At 37.8% G+C, this 23,315-nt stretch carries 18 protein-coding genes; 10 read left to right on the forward strand and 8 right to left on the reverse strand.

Annotated features, from left to right (window positions below):
* Positions 1–36: 36 nt before the first annotated feature.
* Positions 37–744, reverse strand: coding sequence for a helix-turn-helix domain-containing protein (locus IR083_RS02185; protein ID WP_157256586.1), 708 nt, complete (start codon positions 742–744; stop codon positions 37–39).
* A gap of 882 nt (positions 745–1,626) precedes the next feature.
* On the opposite strand from IR083_RS02185, the gene IR083_RS02190 reads away from it, so the two are divergent.
* The 9 genes from IR083_RS02190 (at position 1,627) to IR083_RS02230 (ending at position 13,596) form a co-directional block, all read left to right on the forward strand.
* Complete coding sequence (locus IR083_RS02190; RefSeq protein ID WP_006797859.1) at positions 1,627–1,983, forward strand: DUF3868 domain-containing protein; 357 nt, start codon at positions 1,627–1,629, stop codon at positions 1,981–1,983.
* Between the two features lie 239 nt (positions 1,984–2,222).
* Positions 2,223–3,332, forward strand: coding sequence for a hypothetical protein (locus IR083_RS02195; RefSeq protein ID WP_194223076.1), 1,110 nt, complete (start codon positions 2,223–2,225; stop codon positions 3,330–3,332).
* Between the two features lie 97 nt (positions 3,333–3,429).
* Positions 3,430–4,320, forward strand: coding sequence for a FimB/Mfa2 family fimbrial subunit (locus IR083_RS02200; RefSeq protein WP_194223077.1), 891 nt, complete (start codon positions 3,430–3,432; stop codon positions 4,318–4,320).
* Positions 4,321–4,332: 12 nt separating this feature from the next.
* Entirely contained in the window at positions 4,333–6,246 is a 1,914-nt protein-coding gene (locus tag IR083_RS02205) for an FISUMP domain-containing protein (RefSeq protein WP_194223078.1), read from the forward strand.
* A gap of 42 nt (positions 6,247–6,288) precedes the next feature.
* Positions 6,289–8,448 carry a hypothetical protein gene (locus tag IR083_RS02210; protein WP_194223079.1) on the forward strand — a complete coding sequence of 720 codons (2,160 nt, stop codon included), beginning with the start codon at positions 6,289–6,291 and terminating at the stop codon, positions 8,446–8,448.
* A gap of 13 nt (positions 8,449–8,461) precedes the next feature.
* Positions 8,462–9,373 carry a peroxiredoxin family protein gene (locus tag IR083_RS02215; protein ID WP_194223080.1) on the forward strand — a complete coding sequence of 304 codons (912 nt, stop codon included), beginning with the start codon at positions 8,462–8,464 and terminating at the stop codon, positions 9,371–9,373.
* A 155-nt stretch (positions 9,374–9,528) separates the two neighbouring features.
* Positions 9,529–10,653 carry a clostripain-related cysteine peptidase gene (locus IR083_RS02220; RefSeq protein WP_194223081.1) on the forward strand — a complete coding sequence of 375 codons (1,125 nt, stop codon included), beginning with the start codon at positions 9,529–9,531 and terminating at the stop codon, positions 10,651–10,653.
* A 63-nt stretch (positions 10,654–10,716) separates the two neighbouring features.
* Positions 10,717–11,292 (forward strand): DUF3575 domain-containing protein, encoded by a 576-nt coding sequence (locus IR083_RS02225; RefSeq protein ID WP_194223082.1) that lies wholly within the window; start codon positions 10,717–10,719, stop codon positions 11,290–11,292.
* A 12-nt stretch (positions 11,293–11,304) separates the two neighbouring features.
* Entirely contained in the window at positions 11,305–13,596 is a 2,292-nt protein-coding gene (locus tag IR083_RS02230; RefSeq protein WP_194223083.1) for a hypothetical protein, read from the forward strand.
* Between the two features lie 77 nt (positions 13,597–13,673).
* Here IR083_RS02230 and IR083_RS02235 read toward each other — a convergent pair whose 3' ends face one another.
* From IR083_RS02235 to IR083_RS02265, 7 genes are all read right to left on the reverse strand, one after another.
* Complete coding sequence (locus IR083_RS02235) at positions 13,674–14,270, reverse strand: nitroreductase family protein (protein WP_194223084.1); 597 nt, start codon at positions 14,268–14,270, stop codon at positions 13,674–13,676.
* A 104-nt stretch (positions 14,271–14,374) separates the two neighbouring features.
* Positions 14,375–15,184, reverse strand: coding sequence for a DUF4249 domain-containing protein (locus tag IR083_RS02240; protein WP_194223085.1), 810 nt, complete (start codon positions 15,182–15,184; stop codon positions 14,375–14,377).
* Between the two features lie 19 nt (positions 15,185–15,203).
* Positions 15,204–17,552 (reverse strand): TonB-dependent receptor, encoded by a 2,349-nt coding sequence (locus IR083_RS02245; protein ID WP_194223086.1) that lies wholly within the window; start codon positions 17,550–17,552, stop codon positions 15,204–15,206.
* Positions 17,553–17,684: 132 nt separating this feature from the next.
* Positions 17,685–18,053, reverse strand: a complete 369-nt coding sequence (locus IR083_RS02250) for a nuclear transport factor 2 family protein (RefSeq protein WP_194223087.1) — start codon at positions 18,051–18,053, stop codon at positions 17,685–17,687.
* Positions 18,054–18,348: 295 nt separating this feature from the next.
* Complete coding sequence (locus IR083_RS02255; protein WP_194223088.1) at positions 18,349–19,446, reverse strand: ROK family protein; 1,098 nt, start codon at positions 19,444–19,446, stop codon at positions 18,349–18,351.
* Between the two features lie 2 nt (positions 19,447–19,448).
* Positions 19,449–20,609 (reverse strand): MFS transporter, encoded by a 1,161-nt coding sequence (locus IR083_RS02260; RefSeq protein ID WP_194223089.1) that lies wholly within the window; start codon positions 20,607–20,609, stop codon positions 19,449–19,451.
* An 18-nt stretch (positions 20,610–20,627) separates the two neighbouring features.
* Complete coding sequence (locus tag IR083_RS02265) at positions 20,628–22,358, reverse strand: class I mannose-6-phosphate isomerase (protein WP_194223090.1); 1,731 nt, start codon at positions 22,356–22,358, stop codon at positions 20,628–20,630.
* Positions 22,359–22,506: 148 nt separating this feature from the next.
* On the opposite strand from IR083_RS02265, the gene IR083_RS02270 reads away from it, so the two are divergent.
* A complete protein-coding gene (locus tag IR083_RS02270) occupies positions 22,507–23,235 on the forward strand; it encodes a GntR family transcriptional regulator (protein WP_006797843.1) in 729 nt (242 codons plus the stop codon).
* Positions 23,236–23,315 lie beyond the last annotated feature (80 nt).

The raw sequence follows: 23,315 nt of genomic DNA on the forward strand, positions 1-23,315 counted from the left end.
CATTATTATTTTAACGCTTATTTACAGGCTATTTTTTCAGAATGCTTTATTCTTCCTTATATAACTAGGAGGGTATCCAAAATTAGATTTGCAAAAGTCATTAAATTGCGATAATGAACTAAAATCATGTTCATCACATATCTCTTTCAGCGTTTTATCCGTACAGTTAATCTCATGCAATATACGACTGGCTTTCTGCTGTTTGATCCATTGATATGCAGGTACTCCAAATGTCTTTTTAAAACGCTTGATAAAACCCGAATGACTATAATTAGACAACGAAGCCAATTCCTGTACTGTTTTCACCTTACTATAGTTGTTATATACAAATTCGGAGAAACTTGTATCGTTACTCAATAAAGGGTAGAAAAATCGTGCCAACTCTTCGGTTGTATAGTAAGCCCTTATAAGAAAGAAAAACTCCTTCATTTTCAATTCGAAATAATAACGACAACGTAAACCATCTGACAAACAAGCCTCCAAACCCTTTAGAAAATATGATACTTCTTCCTTTATGTCCAAAAGATTGAAACCATTTTCCGGTTCTTTAAACTTATGAAATAATTGCTCTAAACCTATACGGTCACATAAATCAATTTTATCCCGAAGTCTAAAAATAAAAACAGAAGCATCTTCCTCAGCTCTTGCAATATATTTACTGCTGGATGGAAGCAAGAGCATCTTTCCTTCTTTTACTTTTTTATCGATATGCCTCTCATACGATATACGAAATTCGCCTTTCATAACTAACATGATTTTAGATTCGGAGAGAGTCTTCTCCTTGATTTTCCCTTTCAAGAATTCAGTAATTTCAATAATTGGTTTTTTATTTGAGTTAGTGTTAACATCTTCATAATTGACACATGTTCTATGCTCATGGAAGTCCGTAATGATACCCATAATCAATATATATGTTATTTTGACGTGTTAACAAATCCCCAATCGGAAATGTATATATAAGAAAAATAAACCATCTAAGAGATAGTAAATTCCATCACTCCTTATATACACTTCGTTTCAGGTAAATTATTTTATTCTCGGCTTATTCAGTTAAGATCCCTCTGCTTTATCAATACAATATAGTTTATAATATAGTTTATGACATTTGCGAAATATTATCCCCTCTTTATTTATAGAAGAAGCCTGCTCCTATATTTTTTATATTAGTGTTCGCAAATATATTAATTTTTTTAATATAAACTTGACACCAGTTTTCATTAACGAAAAAATACCGAATGTATATTTCGAAACAAATTCGTGTCTGACTAAGAGTTTCTGTGTTTTTTTATTTATTTGAAATACAGTCCGAAAATGACTATTAGTAAGCTATACAATCATTCTATATCCTTAATAAGTTTATCTAGATCGATTATAAACAATAAGCAATTCTATAAAGTAACAAATTGAAACAAAAATGTATTTTTTAAAATTTTAATCTACATTAAGTAAAATTAATATAAGTTTCAAAAAAGGTAATTTCTATGTAATACTAGGTAAGTTTAAATAACAAGACAGACAAAAAGACCTGCTACTTTTGTAATCGTTGAATGAGAGACAGCATAACAATGCCTATACTACCAGATTTGTTAATATAGATTCAAACTGCAATTATAAAGAATAATAATTATGATTTCACAGATTATCCAAAAAGATAAGTTTATAAAAAAAGGAGAATATCTGCATATTGACTTACGAATAAAAATGCCACCTTTTCATGTAGCAGAGAATGCATATATAATATTAACACCTCTGCTGGCAGTAGGTGAAAATAAAAAAGAACTCCCTTATTTTCTGATTAATGGAAAAAGCCGGCATAAAGGCTATAAACAAATGGTACGTTCGGTCGGAAAAAAAACAGTAAGTTCTGTTTATAACATATATAAGGCAATCAATGGAAACAAATCGTTCAGTTGTACATACTCTGTGCAGATCAATTATGAAAACTGGATGGACGAAGCCCAAATAGAAATGGTGTTACAATAACAAATTTTCCAGGTTAGTATTCAACAAATATAATTGCATAGCCCATAATGCATTTATAATTAGATCAAAGAGTATTTTAGAATTGCAGAAGAATGTTGATTACAATATACTCCTGAACTAAAATCACTCACTCAAAAAGGATAATCAGCATAGATATATTATTCTATGATTAGACTCGATGTCATTTAAAAAGATTCTGATAACACAATTAATTTATTATTCATTAAAAACAATTGAAAATGAAATTTAAGTATGTAATGATTACAGCTGCTACTCTCCTATTCGGCTTTGCGAGTTGTGGTAGCGAGGAAACTGTCCCTGTAGACACGGGAGAACCGAAGAATGTAACAGTTAAAATCGTGAAGCCAACAACATATGCAGAAGAAGAAACTGCTATTGATGTAGCCCCGGATATTTATGATGCAGAAGTATTCTTTATCGGTAGTGGAAACATACTGAAGAGAGGCTCTATGGACGATAGTGAAGCAGGATTTCCGGTTAAGCAATTTACAGATGTTCCTGCGGCGGCTACAGAAATTATCATAGTTGGTAACAGTACCACTTTAACTTCTCCTGCATTGCCAACCACTATAACTACGAAAGCACAGCTAGAAGCTGTAATGTTTGAGCATAGTGTACAAACTCATGCAAAAACTGCAGTCAACCTGTTAGGATCCGGTACTATAACCGGTACTGGAGATGCAGCTGTAAATGTTCCTGTACGCGCAGCTATTTCCCGCATAGAGATTGGAGAAATAAAAGCTAAAACGGCCGGTGCAGAATTGCCTCTTGTAGATTTCAAATTAACAGGTATCTATATTAATAATGCTTATACAAAAGTAAGTTTAAACTATGCTGATGTTCCTGCTCTAGCAACAGATATTCTTCAATACGGGGCTGACGCAATAGAATTTACAGACGGATCATACCCTGTACCTTTCAAAGATGAATGGACTAGCGCCAGCGTAACTGCAGATGCTTCTTTCAAGCCTGTAAATCCTCTCCATAAATGGGCATACTTCATTATGCCACCTGTTGCAGGTAATGGTACTACTATCGACACCGAAGTTCAAACATCTGTACCACATATTGTTGCAAAATTAGAAGATGTAACAACAACCAGTGGCAATCTCGGGTTCTCCCCTGCTTATCTGACAATAACAAAACTGATAGATAGCAATACTACTCTTGAACTGACTCATCTGGAAGCCGGAAAAGTATATAAAATCACATCTATCGATATAGATGGAAAAGATTTAAGTCCGAAACCGGAAACCGGAGCCAGAAACGTCACTGTGACCGTTCAGGTACAGGCATGGGTAGGTGTAGAAGTTGAACCTGCTCTATAATCTATAATAGGCGCACTAGACTTAATTATAATTCATGCAGGCAGGTTTTGCCCGCTTGCATGGATTTTTCAAAACGAGGAATTTAAATAGAAAATAAATGAAACTGTTGAAAGCTCTGCCTGTATTTATTATATCCATATTTTTATCCGGATGTATAGGCGACAACATGGACGACTGTCCTCCTCTGAATAATGTTATTTTACATTTCGATTACCCCAGTTTTCCGGATCGTATTAATCGGGTGAATGTTGGTATTTTTGATAAAGATGGGGCACACGTTCTCAATCAACAGATTGACAAAGAAAATCTTAATTCGTTTCAAGGAACATATCTAACGCTCAATACAGGAGAATACACTGCTATTTGTTGGGGCAATGCTTTTGACGATACGCGTATTACCTGTTTCAATCCTAATTCATTCATACACGATGGGATAATTTCACATCCCAACTATGGTACAGCTCTGCAAATACCGACACATGATTCATTATATTACGGGAAACATAATTTCACGGTCACATCCAGAGACAGAGTTGAACATACTGTTTATTTCAAACCTTCACACATCAAAATACATGTATATGTAAAAGGTCTAGCAGCATTATCTACAGACCTCTTACCTGCACAATATCCGGTAATAAGGATAAACAATCTCGATCCCACCTGCAACTTTGATATGCAAACGGCAGGTACAGGCACGACCTATTATCCTGATGTAAATATAGATAGTACAGAAAAAACGGCTATTGCACGATGCAACACATTGCGCTTTGAAAATGACAATCCTATAACGATAGAACTTTTGGACAATACTATCGGAAACAACATATTATGTACAGTGGGACTCAGTAAATTCATGGAAGATAATTCCATTACAGTTCAGGAAGGAGAAGATCTGACTATCCCAATACTGATTCTGTTCAAAAATGGAAATGTAACAATAGAACTTCTTAAATGGGAAGAAGTACCCGTTGAACCAGAAATTTAATATAACAGATTAATGATGAAAAAAACATTACCCTATATCATATTAATTCTCTTTATCCTGGGATTTTCCTGTCAAGACAATGACAAATCTGATGTCATTATAGATGAGGGAAATATGAAGACTGTTACGTTATCATTGAAACTACCCGGAGATATGCGCAAGAATGCATATTCAACTACCAAGTCGATGACGGAAGCACAAGAACAAGACGTAACAACGATCGATGTCCTTGCTTTTATGAACGATGGTAGTGGAAATTATCTGTATGCATACAAATCGAAAGGAGAGAACATATCCCTGAACGACGGAGAGGGCACATTCAAAGTAACTCTTGCTGAATATTATAAATCTCAGGTTTTAGTTATATTAGCTAACGCATCTGATGAATTAAGCACTGTTAATATTGCATTGAACGACAATATAAATTCTGTCCTTCCCCTCCTGACAGCGGGTAGCGATGCGGAATGGGATGCAAACAATAACAATTCTGGTATATTACGTAATATTCCAATGTATTGTAAAACAGTCCCGACTATTATCAGCAACACAACCTCGACTTTAGGCACTTTCGACCTAACAAGAATGCTAGCCAGACTGGATATAAGGGCAAAGGACGGCATTACTGATTTTCAACTGGTGAATGCATGTATATTCAATCGTAAAAATAGAGGATATATCGCTTACAAAGATTACTATTGGGACGGAACAAAAGTAACGATGGCCGATGTACCTGAAGATGCTATAACTACAAAGTTGAATAATATCCTGTATAGTACAGACGCATCGCATCAAATTACACAAAGTATATATACATTCGAAGCTAAAGGAGCCGAAAGCCGGGGTGAAGCTACAGCTATCATTGTTGGCGGCTATTATGATTATCCAGCTAATTCATCAAAGGTAACATATTACCGCATAGACATTCCGAAAACATCCAGCACAGATTTCAGTGGGGATATTCTCCGAAACCATCTTTATGATATCGAAATACAATCTGTAGCTGACGAAGGCGCGGAAACACCGGAAAACGCTTTTGATGGAGAAATAAAAATAACCGCTACAGTCACTCCATGGAATCTCGCTAAGCAAAATGTAATATTCGAAGGCCAGTATAATCTGATCCTAAACAAAGCTTCTATTGATTTCAAAAATCACATTGAAGACCAGGAGATAGAAATAAGCACTACCCATCCGTCAGGGATAAGTATAAGCCCTATTACATACATTGATGAAAACATGACCGGATGGCTCGAAATTGCACAGTTAAGCGCCAACAAATGGAAAATATCCACTAATGACGACAACTATCAGGCGAAGAGACAGGCACAAATAACAGTAACTGCCGGTAATATGAATTATGTGGTAAAAGTGGCCCAGAAAGGCTGTGGAGATAACGGAACAGCCGAATTGATGGAAATTACCCAAAATAGTGCCTACTATACCCATTTGTATGACGGGAAATGCTGGATGGTCGAAAATTCGAGAGAAGAAAAACTGTTTAGTGGGAATGTACCCGGTTATGCTTCTGATAAATATGGAGAGGGAGGAACAATTATAGGCGTTGTACCGGGAATAGAAAACTATCAACACTACTATACCTGGGAACAAGCAACTCTTGCAGACAACGCATGCCCACAAGGATGGCATCTGCCAACACAAGCAGAGTTTAGTGCGCTCGTCAGCGTAATTACAGCAGAGCCTTCCACTTTGGGTAAGTTTTGGTTCGGACCCAATTACAACTACAGTATGTCCGGTTATTATTTAAATACCAATAATGAATGGCACGATTGGGATATTAAAGGATATTGGTGGAGTTCTTCGGTTGACAACAATCCTTATTACTATACCGGTAACGCCAATAACATGAATGGTCCTATACTCACCGACGAAAACAAGTGGCTCTCGGTACGTTGTGTAAAAGATTAATATTCAATTCTATCATAATGACGATTTACATTCACATAGAAAATGAAAAATAAAGCATATAAAATAAGGAATAAAAGCAAGCTAATCTATCTGCTCTTAATCTCTACGTTGCCCCTGATTTTTTCTTGTCGCAACGAAGAGACTAATATTGAGCCGGATGACACGTCAAAGCATGCCATAAATTTTACATTAAACATTCCGGGTCTGAATCTCCCATCCACATATTCCATGGAGGGAACAAAAGAAAATGAAGTGAATGAAGTCGACCTGTTTATTTTTAAAGTAAGTAATTTGGGAGAGCAGACTTTTATCTATCATAAAAAAGCGACAAATATTAAAAATACATATGGCACAGCAAAATTTCATACTGTAATAGAGGAAGATGCTGATTGTAATATATTACTGGTAGCCAATGCCCGGACACAAGTAGATAATATTTTAAGTACCCTTATCAATGGAGTGTCTACAAAAGAGGAAGTATTGTCTCTGCTGGAATATTCCAATGAAGATAAATGGGAGGCTGATGGTGATGGAATTTATAGAAATATACCAATGATAGCCGAAACAGGCAAGATAAATATAACAATAGGAATGCATATAACAAATGTATCTTTAGTCAGGATGCTGGCACGTATAGATGTAAAGATAAATGCATCTGTGACTCCTGCTACATTCAAATTGTCCAATATTTATCTTTGCAATTATAATACCAACGGACGCATCGCCCCCACCTGGAACTCTCAGGGAGAACTTTCATCTGTTGCTGCAACTACACCTAACCTTCCGGCTTCTCCCGGACGTAAGCCAGGAATAGGAAGTGCGATAAAATATGAAGCAGACGGTTTAACCTTGTTCAATGGTGAAATATATACTTTCGAGGCCAATGCCGCCAGCGATGGCAATGGCTATGATCACACCGACCGTAAAGATGCAACATGTCTGATTATCGAAGGGAAATATAACGGTGCAAGCAACTCGTCATTCTACCGGGTCGACTTTACATATCCTGAAGCTAATGCAGGAATCGAAAAGGGAGATTATATGCCCCTGTTACGTAATTACAGATACGAAATAGAAATAAACGGCGTTACAGGTGCCGGGCTGCCCTCTCTTGAAGATGCACTGGCATCATATATGGTTCATTCCAATCTGGATATCAACCCTATAATATATGATGAGGGACTTATAAAAGACATTGTTTTTAACGGACGGTATATGCTTGGTGTAGATATAGGGGAGTTCTTGTCCTACTCAGGAAAAAATCTTAATGGAACAGAAGAGGCCTCAAAACTGGTAATAAGTACCGATGAACCAGAGGGCTGGAAAATAAAAATAAGTGACACGAATAATAAAACAAATCCGGACTGGCTCAAAGTAACCAATATACAAGGAAATACAGGCTCTACCCAGATAGGCCTGATTGTAAATACCTCAGCTGCGGATAAGGCGGAGATCGGATATCTGGATATTCTGGCCGGAAACCTGGTAAAAAGAATAACCTATTATAGTGTCGATCCCCTTTTTGAATTCAAAGATCTCGCAGATGGAGATATTATAGACTTCGGAGCAGCAAGCCAAAGTCTGATTTACAATGTAAACATCAGAACAAATGCACGTTGGAAGTATTCAGCATCGGACGATACAAATAACAATGCCTTTTCTAATATAATCCTAAATGCATCACATCCGTTGGATGCGCCGTTCAATATAGGAGGGACTTCCGCCCAACCGGCAGATATAACATTCCACTTCTCACCATCAATAGACCATACTCCTGTTGCAGGTACAAAGTTTGCCACGACACTGTCCTTCTTGACAACCTTTACCGGTGATTCGGGAAACGATATCGAGAGAACACTCACATTCAAGAGAACGGTTCCGGCATACATCGGCATATATAGTATGGAACCAGCTAATATAGACTTACCATCAACCGGTGCTACAGTAAGAATTACAGCCGTAACTAACGTAGCATGGACCGGAATTGCAAGATATGACAATAAAGACGGTACATCTGCAACCATAAGTTCCACAGCTGTTACAGCCAGTTCGGAAAGTACCGGTTACTCAAATATTATAGTGCGCCCGAATGACGAATCCAATACCCGAAAAATTTGTTTCTTCATTAAATATACCGATACCAATAACGTAACGCATGAATTGCCTGTAGGTGATTTAATACAGAAAAAAGCCGGAGAATAAGATAACAAAAAACATGATACATAATTCCCTCACATATATACATATAATAGCGTTACTATCTGCTATCTCGTGTTCCCATAACCAATCCCGGTCATATGAGAATTACACTGAAATAGAGAACAGATACTACCACCTGAAATCTGCAAATACGGATGCAGAAAAGGAAGACATGAAAGCATACGTATGCGATACATTAAACTTCGCAGAACTGTATGATTCACCGTTATGGGATAAGTTTATTGAAGACTGGATTAGCCTGTTCAGCAAAAATCCGGCTCAAGCGTTTCCGACCGAAGAATTTACATATATTTCAAAGAGAATACTGGAGCGTGTTGCGATAGAAAACCCTGAAATTATCGAGCCTTTAGTGCGCAAATCAGCCGAAGTCTTAACAGGTATAGATCAAGAGAAAATAGCCGCTTGTATCGTAGCATATTCCAATGGAATAAATATAAGCGCGAACGACGACAGCGAGATAGCCATGCGCCTACTCACCGCAATGATGCTCCCCGGCACAAAAGCTCCCGCTCTTATAGGACTGGAATGGGTTGGGAACAAGGAGAAACTCATCATTTTCTATGATAGCAATTGCTCCGGCTGCAAATCATTATTGTCTAATATAACCGACAGATATGAAGAATTATCTGAGAAAGGAATAGATGTAATCAGTTTATCGGCAGACACAGACAAAACACTGTATACGAAATATGCTGAAAAATTGCCATGGAAAAACAAACTGTTTGATTATCAATCATTCAGTAGCGGGAATTTTAAGAATTACGGAGTAGCGGCAGTTCCCATAATGTATTTGATCGATTCTGACGGACTAGTTGTAGACAGGTTCGATACATTAGAAAAAACCGATCTGCTTCATAAAGAATCTGATATAAAAACAATAAACAATGAAAAGAAAGCCCTTCGCTAATACTATGATTCATAAAAATTTGTCTTCATCCACATATTGGAAACACCGAAGTTGAAGATATGTGTAGTTTTGTAAAGTCTGAAATCCTGTGAGTCGGGAGATTCGCAGGATTTATTAAAAAAAGGAAATTAATCTCTTCTAAAACAATAATATCAATGACGATTGACGGTAAAATATTCAAATCAGCAATAATCATATTAACAGCAATACTATCCGTATCCTGTATATATGATGAGGATATACCTCCTGTGAACAGGGTAGTACTCGTCTATCTGGGGGGAGATAATAGTTTGTCTGACGAAGTATATGAAAAGATAGAAGCTATCCGTTTAGGTTGGGACAAAAATAACGAGGGAAAACTATTGATTTACAGTGATCCATCTGATTCGTCTCCACAATTGATAGAAATATGCACATGCCATAAAGGGAATCCGATAAAAGAAATTATCCACACATATGAAGAAGAAAACTCTGCAGACAGCAAGGTATTCAGCCGTATTATTAATGAAGTGAAAACAATATACCCGGCACCATCATATGGTCTCATTTTATTTTCTCATGCCTCGGGATGGTTGCCTCAGGAGACATTGAAAAATCCCAAATCAGTATTAATCGATAATAAACAGGAAATGGATATCACCGATTTTGCCGATGCTATACCTGACAATTGCTTCGATTTTATAATCTTCGAGGCCTGCTTTATGGCTGGCATTGAAGTAGCATACGAGCTTAAAGATAAAACAGATTATATACTGGTTTCTTCTGCCGAAATAGTCTCCCCCGGTTTTACCGAGATCTACAAACAGTCTGCCATAAGCTATCTGTATGAATCTCCTGCCAACCTGAAAGGATTTGCTCAATCGACATTTAATTATTTCAACTCGCAATCAGGATTTCTCAATTCTGCTACACTGAGTATAATAAAAATAGCCGAGTTGGATGCTTTAAGCAATATTGTAAAAAAGAATTACAATACAGATAAAGCCGTCGATATAGGCACAATCCAGCATTTCGACAGATATACATACCACCTCTTCTTTGATTTCGAAGATTATTTTTCATCATATCTGCAAACCGATATCCAAAAACAGGAACTTTCAGAGGCTATTAATTCCTGCATTATTTATAAAGCAGCGACCCTTCTATTCATGGATGGATATAATGGTTTTGAAATAAAAAAACACTCGGGATTAACCACATATATCGAACAAGAACAATTTCCGTATCTAAATACTGAATATCAGAAGTTGAAATGGTATCAGAAGATCGCGGACAATTGATTAACTAAAGGTAAATATCCGAAAACGTAAGGAAAAGGAAAACCAAAAATATAAGAGATAAAAATGATTAAGAGGTTGTTAAATACACGAAGTTTAAAAATCGTGTTGTTTGGGACGATATTGCTACTCGGCACAATAAACAAAGCAAGTGCCCAATTTTATTCCGTTAAAACAGATATGCTGGGTTTAGCTACCACGACACTGAATGTTGAAGGTTCGGCCGTTGTGAGTAACCAATGGACTCTACATCTACATGTGCAATATAATCCCTGGACATTTCCGGACAATAAAAAGATGAAGAATCTGACATTTTTGCCAGGTGCACGTTACTGGTTCAATGAAACCTACAGTTATAGTTATTTTATAGGCTTCAATGCTATTGTCAGCAGATACAATGTCGGTGGATTATTCGGCAGTGATTACCGTTACGACGGAATGGGCTACGGAGGAGGTGTATCATTCGGATTTTCAAAACCCATACGAAGGCAGTGGAATCTGGAATTCGAACTAGGTATAGGTGGAGTATATTCGAATTACGATAAATATCCTTGCATAAAATGCGGGGAGAAAATAGACGAAGGGTCAGGATTCTTTCTGTCCCCGAATAAGGCTGCGATAAGTTTGGTTTATTTATTCTGATATAAAGGATTTATGAAAAGAGAAGATTGTAAAAGGACAGAGAGTAATATTGAAAGAATGAGGAATGCGGCAAATGTTATAAAACCGCTAAAGTCTTTAGTTTACAGCATATTGACTGTAAGTTCTATTTCGCTGGCTGTAATGTCGTGCCGTTCGGATAAAATAATGACAGAAGCACTTTACATGCAATATAAAAATGTGAAGTTGGAGTTACCGCCGGGGGACGAAATAGGAGACTCTTTCTCCTCGGGAGGGATGCTCTCCGAAGTAGTTAATTATACAAATAAAGAAGATGGTGCAAATAATGAAGCAACGTATAGCACCACCAACAAGTTAGATGCAAATACAGTTTACCGATTAAATGAAGTGGTGGTAACTTCCCGTTCCAGCTTCACACCTGAACGGGATGGCCGCGTATCGGTAAATTTCCTGGTGCGGGTCCCTAAAGAATTAATTTCATCGAACTGGAGCATAACACTCAGTCCCCAACTATTACATAACGATTCTGTAGTACCATTAAAAGATTTAATAATAAAAGGAGAGGATTTTTATAATAAACAACAGAGTGGTTATGATGCCTATGACGAATACCTGGCATCTATAGTCGACAAAAAAGATTATGACAGTGTATTTCTTGACAAACAAGGCATAGCCAAAGATATATATGACCGCCAGAGCCTCTATCTCGGTCTATATAAATCTGAATGGAACGACATGATGGATTATCAGAAATGGAAAAAGATGCTGGAAAGCCGTTATATGACATTCAATGTCAAGCAAGAGGCTAACCGTCTTGCCCTATGGCACAAATATCAGAGAGAAGCAGAATTCCTTAAAGTAAAAAATCTGGCTACCGATAAAGATACGACAGGTATAAGTGCAAGCTATAATAAAAAATTTGAAAAACGGGCAGGATTATTGCCTCAATACAGATTGAAGCGGAAAATCAAAGAAAAATCAGTACCCCGGAAATTTAAAGAAGTGCACGCTGAAGGTCATACAGTGGAAGATATCAAAAGTCATTCGGTGAGCGAAAGAGATTCTGTAGATATATCAAAGCACCGTTATTTCTATAACAAAATTATAGAGAACGAGATGAAAGACAGTCTCAAGAACTATAAATTCAGAGAACTGGTACCATATGAAATCCGTAAGGATGTCAAATTGGATAGTATAGCTGATGCCGGTTCAGATTTTATATATCTCTACAATCACGAATATCCTGTCACTGCCGGATTGAAAAAGATCCGTATTACAATGAAAGGGCATGCCAGGGCAATAGACGAGAGCGGATACACTTTCCCGAGAATGGATACACTCACATACCTGATATCATCTATAGACCAACTAATAGATACGACACTAACGATAAAGAAGACCAAATTGTATCGTAATATGTATAGTCTTTTGACTATTTATCCAAAATTCGCAACAGGCAAAGCTATATTCAATGTACGTCATGAAAATAACAGGATGCAAATCGATACACTTATGAGTACTTATAATGTTTTCACAAAGGAGAAAGGATTGGACATGGATAGTGTGGTAATGACCGCCTCTACCGCTCTTGACGGATCTTTCGACAACAATGCATACCTGAGTAAACAGCGTGTGGAAGCAATCAAAGACCATCTTATCAAAACGTATGGAGGAGGTATAGATGTAGAGAATATATTCAAAATACGATATACTGGTGAAGATTGGAACGGGCTGGTAAGACTGCTCCAGAAAAGAGATGATATTGAACACAAAGGCGAAATATTGCATATGATTTCGAATGCGACATTCCCGGATGCCTGTGAAGAAGAAATCAAAAAACTGTATAAAGAGGATTATAGAATCATACGCGATTCCATTTATCCAAAGTTGCATAAAATAGAACTGGCTTTCAATATGAGCCGTCCGGGAATGGTTACAACTGATTCTATACAAAGTGAATTCCGAAGCGAATATTATGAAGGGTTACGCTTATTGAAAAACCGTCAATACTGGGAAGCTCTGGAAATATTAGCCAACTATCCGGATTACAATACAGCATTGTGTTTTACCAGCATGGGATATAACGACAGAGCCTACAATCTGCTGGTACAGTTGGAACAGACAGCCAATGTAAACTATCTTTTAGCTATCGTTTGTTACCGATTGAATAAAAAAGAACTGGCTGTAGAATACTTATTAAAAGCCTGTGAACTAGATAATTCTAAAATATACAGAGCACCACGGGATATGGAAACTAAAAGCCTGATAAATATATATAAATTAAAACCTAAGTTGGATAAGATAGAAGCTGACGCTGCTATTTAGGTCTGGTTGTTGAAGACGACAGAAAATCCAAAAATAAAAACTCTCTAAGTTAAATACTTAGAGAGTTTTTTGTATAATTACCATTTATCCATATGTACCTTTTTCTCGTCATATTTGTCCTTTACGCTTTGTGGTCCCATCGGATAACCTACCGGGATGACCACTAATGGTAATATATGAGAAGGCAAGCTTATATTTTTGCTTACAGTCCCCATGCGGTCCGGATAAGGATAAGCAGCAGTCCATACTGCACCTAAGTCTAATGCTTCGGCCGTTAATAAGATATTTTGAGTAGCTGCAGAACAATCCAGGTACCAGTAAGAGGATTTTGTCGTATCGCCACAAACTACAATAGCCATAGGAGCCTGAGAAAGCATTTTAGCTGTAGGCAGCTCCTCGGCCAACTTGTCCAAAATATTCCTGTTGTTTATAATGATAAACTCCCACGGACGGGTATCTTTACCCGAAGGGGCAGCCATTCCGGCTTTCACCAGAGTTTTAGCATCTTCATCAGAAACTGGCCTGTCCTTTATAAAGCTTCGGACACTCTTTCTTCCATGTATAACCGAAAGCACCGTTTCCTTCTTTGATATTGTGCCATTATCCGATCCGTTACAACCTGAAAATAGCGTAATTGTAATAAATGTACCGAGTAATATAAATTTACTTTTCATATCTATTTTTATTGAATTAATAAAGCCGGTGATCCTCTAATAAACCACCGGCAATATATAAATTATTTTTTAAACTGTTCTCTTATCAGATCATGTCTGATTTATTATTCTTCCCATTTCGCAATGATAGACATCCGGTCATAAGAGTATGCGCTGAAGATACCCAAAGCCCCTCCCTTAATATTTGTTGTAGGATTGTTCAGAGAATTCTCAGCCTGACTCAGATTTTCGAAGAATGTATAAGATGGCTTATCTACACTCTGAAATTCAATCAACAACTCGTCATTCTGCTGGATAGGATCAACATCATCATTCGCAGAGAATACTGTTAGGGGCATGTGCATATCACTACCATCGGAATTTTCAGTGTTTATCACAATCTCCCCTACATCAGCCCGCTGTTTACCATTTATGTAAACCAGGCAACGGTAATACTCGTTCTCTTTGCCAACAGGGTCTGTGAAATGCACCACCGGTAAGCCATAGTCCATAGCTAAAATCTTAGTTATCGTAAGCGAATCGATTTTTACCTGCTTCGGCATCCTCGATGTAGCTGTATATTCCTTACCTTCATAGTTTACAGATAAGCTGTATGTCCGCCCCTCTTCTCCTTTCAGTTCTTGAGCTACATACCATCCGGTATTATCCTGCTCCAGTATTTCGGAATTCCCGGCATCGTCCGATATTTTGACAATGGCGCCTTTCAGAAACGGATAACCACTGTTATCGCTAAAATCCAATGTTTGACTTACACGTACCATTGCCAACGTATTTTGTGGAACCATCCCTTCAATTACTATACGCGGAGGAACCGTACGGAGATCTACATCAATTTCTTTTTCGCAGGAATAGGCTGTAAAGATAAATAATACAGTTACAGCAATCAACTTGCATATTTTTAATATATTGGTCATAATATCTTATTAATTAGAGTTAAAACTTAAAATTCCACGTAACTGAAGGTACGAACCTGAATAATGAATACTGATAAGCCGATGTCTTGCTTGTATCATCATTATTAGTACGGAAACGAATCATATAAGCATTTTCTCTACCATAAGCGTTATAAAGGCTGAACGCCAGCTCGGATTCGAATTTCGAAGTCTTTTTCAACAGGCAGGTAGCGCCCAGATCCAGACGGTGATAATCCGGCATACGGTAACCGTTTCGTTCGGCGTAATACATTACATCTTTCCCGTTTATCTGATATTTACCGCTCGGGTAAGTAATAGCATTACCTGTATAATATACCCACGCGGCAGACAACGTCCACTTGCGGTTCAACTCATAAACTCCCACAATAGAGAGGTCATGCGTTCTGTCCTGATAAGCATTATACCATTCACCATCATTTATTCCGTCAATCTTTTTTTCCGATTTGGATAGCGTATAACCAACCCATCCGGTAAGTCGTCCCAACCTTTTCTTAAACATCAGTTCGAGACCATAGGCTCGGCCTTTTCCGTATAGCAACTCCGTTTCCACTGCATTGTATGTCTGAAAGTTAGCATTATCCTTATAATCTATCTGATTCCGCATATCCTTATAATAGGTCTCCACGCTGAATTCAAACATATTATTGGAAAAATTTCGGAAATAACCAATAGAAACCTGATCGGCAATCTGAGGTTTAATATTATTCGAACTCGATGTCCAACGGTCGAACGGTGTGCCCTGTGCAGCATATGTCAGCAAATGCATATTCTGCACTGTACGTGCATAAGCAGCCTTTACAGAAGATACTTTGTTTAGTTTATAGGCAGCTGATAAGCGAGGTTCGAGATTCACGTAAGTCTTCACTACTTTGCCTCCTTTATACCACACACTGTCGGTCACATTATTCTCTTCGTCCAGATTATAAAATTCACCTTTACCCAATGCCATGAATGCTGACAAGCGTAAGCCATATATAACTTCGAGTTTATCAGACAATTTAATTTCATTAGATGCATATATTGCATTTTCGGAAGAATAACGGTGAAGCAGGTTCAATGAATTATCTTGCTCGGCATTCATCTCATAATCGCCAGGGCCTATATCATGATAGGTCGAACTTAGCCCCATTTTCCACAGGCTATTTTTATTTGGCTGAAAAATAAACTCTTGCCTTACTCCGTAATCTTTTATCTTAGCTTTGCCATTCATATCCATTCCTATTTCCATTCCGAAATAGTAGTTATACTGGTTGTAAAACACGGATGTGCTGGAGTTCCATTTGTTATTGATAACCCTGTTCCATTTCAGATTACCGAACATATTGCCCCAATTGATTTCAGCAGCATCTTTCAACACCATTTTATCCCTCCCCAGATACCCGGAAAAAGTGAGCTGGTCTTTGTCCGATAAACTAAAATGCACTTTGGCATTCAGGTCATAAAAATAGAGATAAGCATTCTGAGCGTCTTTAGCACCCGACAAACGGGCCATAGCATCGGCGTAGGTACGTCTGGCACCAATGAGGAATGATGACTTACCTTTTTGGATGGGGCCTTCAACATTCAGCTTGGACGAAATAAGCCCGATACCTCCTGATACATGATAATCCTGATTGTCCCCGTTACGTTGCTGCACATCGAGTACCGAAGCCAGACGTTCCCCATAAGGAGATGGCATAGAACCTTTGTATAAGGTTATATCACGAAGCACATCTGAATTGAAGGTAGAAAAGAACCCCATCAAATGCGATGCATTATATAAAGGTACATTATCCAACAGTATCATATTCTGGTCGGCGCTACCTCCCCGTACATAAAAGCCGGAACTTCCTTCTCCTGCTCCCTGCACTCCGGGTGTAAGCTGGATCGTTTTAATAATGTCGCGTTCCCCCAATAATACAGGCAATTTATTTATTTTCTCTATTTCGAGCCGCTCCACACCTGTCTGAGGTGATGAAACGTTGGCGTCGGCACGTTCTCCGGAAACAACTATCTCTTTCAACCCGATAGCAGATTGCTTGAGTTCTATCTCCTGACGTATGTCTTTAGTAAGGGAAATCTCAATTTCCTTTCTTTCGTAACCTATGTACTCTATCTGCAAAGTATAGTTACCTTTGGGAAGCGTCAATACATAGTCGCCTTTCTCGTCGGAAGCAACACCCCTACCCTGATTATTCTTCACTATTATGGGAACTCCGATCAACGATTCTTTTGTCTGTGAATCGTAAACTACTCCTTTTATTTTATAAGTCTGGGCATTTATAGAACTTGAAAATAAAAAGAAGAAAATCAGTCCAAAGAAAAAAACAAATCGCTCTCTTTGGATTGAGTTAAAATGTAATGTCATACGTTAATTAGTTTAATATTAGTACCTAAATTACTCATAGGTTAAAATTACTTCTTCAATCACCTATACACAACGATAAATCGATGAATTAATTTTATTTCCCGACGAACAATTTAGAATTATCTGTTAAATTTAGAGAGAAGGAGTACAACCACCACCAATCATTTTCCATTGGCTATCTATTTTTTTCCATGTACGAAGATAGCTGAACTTACCGGATACCGGCTGTTTCATAAACTCGCCTTTCAGACTAATCACCACCGACACAATAGCGGTATCACCAAATAAACGAATCTTTTGACCACTTGGAATATTTTCGTCTACAATCATATTTCCTGATTGGTAAACAGCTAAATCCATTGCTTTAGTTATGATTTCGCCAGTAGGGCCATTGAACAATAAATCGTCATGTAACAATTCGCCTAATACTTGCAGGTTGCAATCTCTCATTGCCTGTAATAGTCTGGATTCACAGACTACAACTTCCTCTTCATAATTCATCTTTATTATACCGTGTTAGTTTGCTTATGATGTAAAATTATTTATCGTCACTTGTTTTTACGGAGTCAAAGGTATGAATAATTAATCCGATGAAAGAAATAAACTAATATTACCTGAATATAAGAAACCCGGGTTGATATATCCTGACGCTACTGCATATAAGCTACCCGTAGTAAATCTTAATAAAAATTTAACACATACTGTCAAAATAAAATATACCATGACTATAAACATATCATGGTATACTTAAAAAAACGGAAACGGAAACCTAAACCTATCTCTTTTTACTTAAATATTAATTATCTAATTGTTGCAACGCATATGCATAAGCGCCATACATAACCGCTTCACTGGTACCTATATGTGATATAACTATACCTGTTTTTTTCGATTTATTATAATGAACCAGTTCGTTACTTCCGGGAACTTTTACCTGTACATCTTCGTTTTGTAAAAACTTACTTCTGTCCTCTTCATCCATCAGATTATATATATCCATCTGAGTTTTTGAGAAAGAAGCTCCTCCAAACATCCTTATATTTCCCTGCAATTCTTTCATTATACCATTAAGTATATATTTTGAAGCCCCTGTAAGTCCGCCCCCGATAACAAGAATACCATCTACAATAGTAAGGGCATAGGTCACCACATCACCTATCATTTCACCCATCTCCTCGAAACTTCTGATAGCCGCTTCGCGATCGCCAGAGATATTCCCTTCTGCTATGTCATATATATCTTTAGGTGTAAGACCCGTACTATCCTGCCCCGATAATTCCTGATAAACCCTTTTGACGGCGCGTATGCTTACACTTTCTTCAACGATATATTCCGGGTATTTTTTGTTTTTCATTATCCAGACATCGCCGCCACACCCGTTATCTCCGGTAAGGAGCGCTTTATTTATAACTACTCCGGCGCCAAAACCTGTTCCTAATGTTACACCTAATAAGTTTGAATAACGTTTCGGATTCCCGGCATTCCCCAGCCAGTAGTTAACCATCGGTAATGCTCCGTGCAAGGCTTCACCATACGCAAACAAATTTCCATCGTTGTTGATATATACCGGAATTTTAAATTTATTGTGAAGATACGGGCCTAACGCGACCCCATTGCGAAAAGCGTTAAAGTTGGGTAAGTCTCCTATTATTCCATTCTTATAGTCGGCAGGCCCCGGAAATGCAAAACTTATAGCCACAGGTTCGGCTTCCAGTCCTGCCTTTATAGTTTCAAAGCCATGCACCAGCACTTCCAAACATTTATCCAAATCGTCAGAAACAGCAGGCAAAACCAGATGCTCACCAACTTCTTTATATGCCTGAACAGCTGAGAATACAAAGTTTGTTCCTCCTGCATCGAGTGTCAATACTATCCGTTGATCGTTAATATACATAACTATGATTTTTTCTCAAATTTAAGTGATAATATATAGATATAAGCTGCACTTAGCAATAAAACGCCGAAACTGATGCCGAGGCCGAAATGTTTCGCCACAATACCTACCAATGGTGTTACTATAGCACCTCCGGCAACCCCCATTATCATCAATGATGATATTTCATTAGCTTTTTGCGGACGGTATTGCATAGCAACAGAAAATATAATAGAAAACACATTAGCACATGTCAGACCGATTATAAATACGGCAGCAAACAATAACCATTTATCTGATAAAAACATTAGCATAAGAAAAGCAGGAACCGCAATCAGCATATTGATTTTCATAAACTTCGATGGATTAATCTTCAGAAGAAGAATCGATCCTAAAAAAGCACCAAACGTTCTTGCCCCGAAATAAAGGCTGGAACCTAATGTCGCATCGTCAGTAGTAAAGCCTAATCTTTGCTCCAATAATTGGGGTGTATTTACATTCATGCAGACGTCGATACCCACTATTAATAAAATACCAAGAAACATCTGTAATATAAGGCTATCTTTCAGTAATCCTAATGTATTGCCAAAAGAAGCCTGCTTAGTATCCACGTTTTCTTCCCTCTTGATGGGCACCAAATATAACCAGACAAATGATATAAGAGATGTAATAGCAAACACAAGCAGAATAAGTTTCCAATCCCCGTAGTTCTTCACAGCCATGCTGGCTATAATAGGTCCTACGAAAGAAGATACAGCCTTGATGAACTGCCCGAAAGTCAGAGTACCGGCGAGGTTACTATCATGTACTATGCTTGCGACCAAAGGATTAAGGGAAACCTGCAATATAGTATTTCCAATGCCTAACAGGGCAAATGAGAAAATCACCACATAGAAATCGTAGAAGAAAAAAGGTAATATCAATGAAATACATTCGATTAGGATAGCCAGTAATACGGTTTTCTTCCGTCCTATGCGGTTCATCAATAATCCGGTAGGTATAGAAAATATCGCAAACCAGAAAAATACCATCATCGGTATAATACTGGAAGTCAGTTCATCGAGAGAAAAGTCCTTTTTCAGATAATTCGTAGAAAGGCCTACTATATCCACCATTCCCATTACAAAGAAACTGAATAGGATAGGTATAAGTATTTTGATGCTATTTGATTTATTTTCAGTCATAACATTGATTCGATATTATTAAAACCGTACATACGCTTTTATTACAATACACTCCTGACCCACGGATTTTCCTGTCGGGGTAATTGTATATTCTTCCAAAGCCGCCGGTATTATAAATGTCTCTGCATAATGTACAACAAAAGGTTCAAACAGTCCCTTAGGGTCTTCTATTATAACTTCCTCACCTTCTACAAGGTTTAATACATTTACGCTATTGCTGGTTTTATGAGATGTCTTTTTCGAAAAACGGAATCTTCTCGTCTCAATAAATTCGTTCGGGTGCAATCCGGTTTTTTCTTCCAGCCATCCATCGCCTTCAGATACAGTAGAACATACGTTCACCAGATTCTTATGTGTGTATTCCGTATCCCTTGTCCAGTCAATTACTTTTTTACCTCTTTCTACATTTATAGGGCGAGGTTTTCCATCAAGGCCCAATCGCTCCCAATCCCAGAGTTTAAATGTAAATAGATTGGGAGTAGAACTGATTTCGAGCACAACCCCCTGTGGTCCGGAACAATGTACGGTTCCAGCGGGTATCAGGAAGTGGTCGTGTTTCTTGGCAGGAATCTTATTTGCGTACTTGTCTGCGTCGAATACGATTTCACCTCTTTCTGCCTTTTCCAGATCACTAATCATTTCGTCTTTGTTTATACCTGTTTTCAATCCAAGATATACAACAGCATCCTCTTTGGCATCAACCATATAGTAACTCTCGTCCTGTGTATAATGTATACCAAAAGATTCGTGTACAAACTGTGTTGTCGGATGCACCTGAAGGCTCAGGCTTCCACCCTGTACAGTATCCAGAAAATCGAAGCGGATAGGAAACTCCTTCCCAAAACGGGATTCGACAGGCCCTCCCAATAGTTCTCGGCTTTTCAGTAACACCAGATTTACTGCGGGCATCTCAAAAAGACTTCCATTGACATTCAAGAATAGACTATTTTCTTCAGGGACGCAATCAAAACACCACCCATAATTCACATTCTCTTTATCCAAATCGAATGTCTCTCTCATCCACTGGCCGCCCCATGGCGCCGGATCAAAAAACGGAACTACCCGGAAAGGCTTCTTTATCGTTGTTTCAATACCACTGAAGAAAGTTTCCTTGTCTATCATTTTTGGTTGTTCCTTCACATGAGTGTCCATCCAATACGAAACCTTGTCATATAAGGTGTTCTTATGTGCATCACATATTTTCCAATCGTTAAAGTATCCTCGCTTGTGCTGTAAAGAAATGGCTTCATTTCTGTCGTCCAGCCCCAGAGCCATGATACTGCGTGAACGGAATCGCTGCTGAATCTCCCATCGCGCCATATCAATATATACAATACAGGCTGAATCGGGTACAACAAGTGATGCCCCACTACCGATGACAATGGCAGTACTTTTGCTGTTTTTAATCTGATTTCGAGCTTCTGCTAATTTCTCCGTATCGAAATAGTCTATCATCGACAGGTTAGTCACATAACCGAACAAGACATCATCTGTCATAAACCGCTCTGTCATTTTCCGAATTTCATTTTCCGGTTTAAACAAATCCCTTGTCTTAAATATCAGGTCAGGTTCTATATTATTAATATGTGATATTACTTCATCTTCATGAACACCTACATACATATCTATACCAATAACAGAACATGTACTCAACGTACCTTTTAATGACTGTAAAATATCGCTCCATCCCTCTATTATAGCACCTTTGATCTTCATTGCGGGATATCTGTCATAATTGGACTTCCTCATAGTATATCATTTATTAAACATTATTCAAAAAACAACATATGTTCATACATATATATCATTGTGCAAATATATGTATCTTTTTTTGTTTACCAATATTTTTTTACGTTATTTTGTAAAACAGTTGAACAATTCATATAAACAATAAGCTATGAAAATAGAAGTTAATCGTGAAAGCTCAAAACCTCTTCATCTACAAGCAGAGGAATTTCTTCGGAGGTTGATAGACGAAGAAGAATATAAAAACGGGAAGCTGTTGCCCAAAGAGATTGAATTGTCCAAACAATTTAATATATCCCGGAATACATTAAGACAAGCGATTAACAAACTTGTATTCGAAGGACTTCTTGTACGCAGAAAAGGATATGGAACCAAAGTCGCCCGTAAAGGCTTTGTGGGTGGCGTAAAAAATTGGCTGAGCTTCTCGCAGGAGATGAAAATGCTGGGGATAAAGATTAAGAACTTTGAGCTTTTTATCGGAACACAAAAAGTATATAAGGAGGTAGCTGATTTCTTTAATGTAGAAGTGGATACACGTTGCCTGAAACTTGAACGGGTTCGCGGAAGCGAAGAATACCCCTTTGTATATTTCATATCTTATTTTAATCCCAGTATACCTCTTACGGGAGAAGAAAACTTTAATATACCTTTGTATGAATTGTTAGAACATAATTATGATATAGTGGTTAAAACATCGAAAGAAGAAATATGCGCCAGACTAGCCGGAGATTTTATAGCCGATAAACTGGAAATATCTCCCAACGACCCTATACTAATCCGAAAACGCTTTGTCTATGACATTAACGATGTGCCAATAGAATACAACATTGGCTATTACAGGGCCGACAGCTTCACATATACGCTGGAAGCTCAAAGATAAAAGCCTTTTCAATACAAAATAAAAGCCTTCTCCTCAGAAGGCTTTTTCTATACAGTTTCTTTTATTTTTCTTCATCTATT

This window comes from Dysgonomonas sp. GY75 (assembly GCF_015234155.1).
GTDB lineage: Bacteria > Bacteroidota > Bacteroidia > Bacteroidales > Dysgonomonadaceae > Dysgonomonas > Dysgonomonas gadei.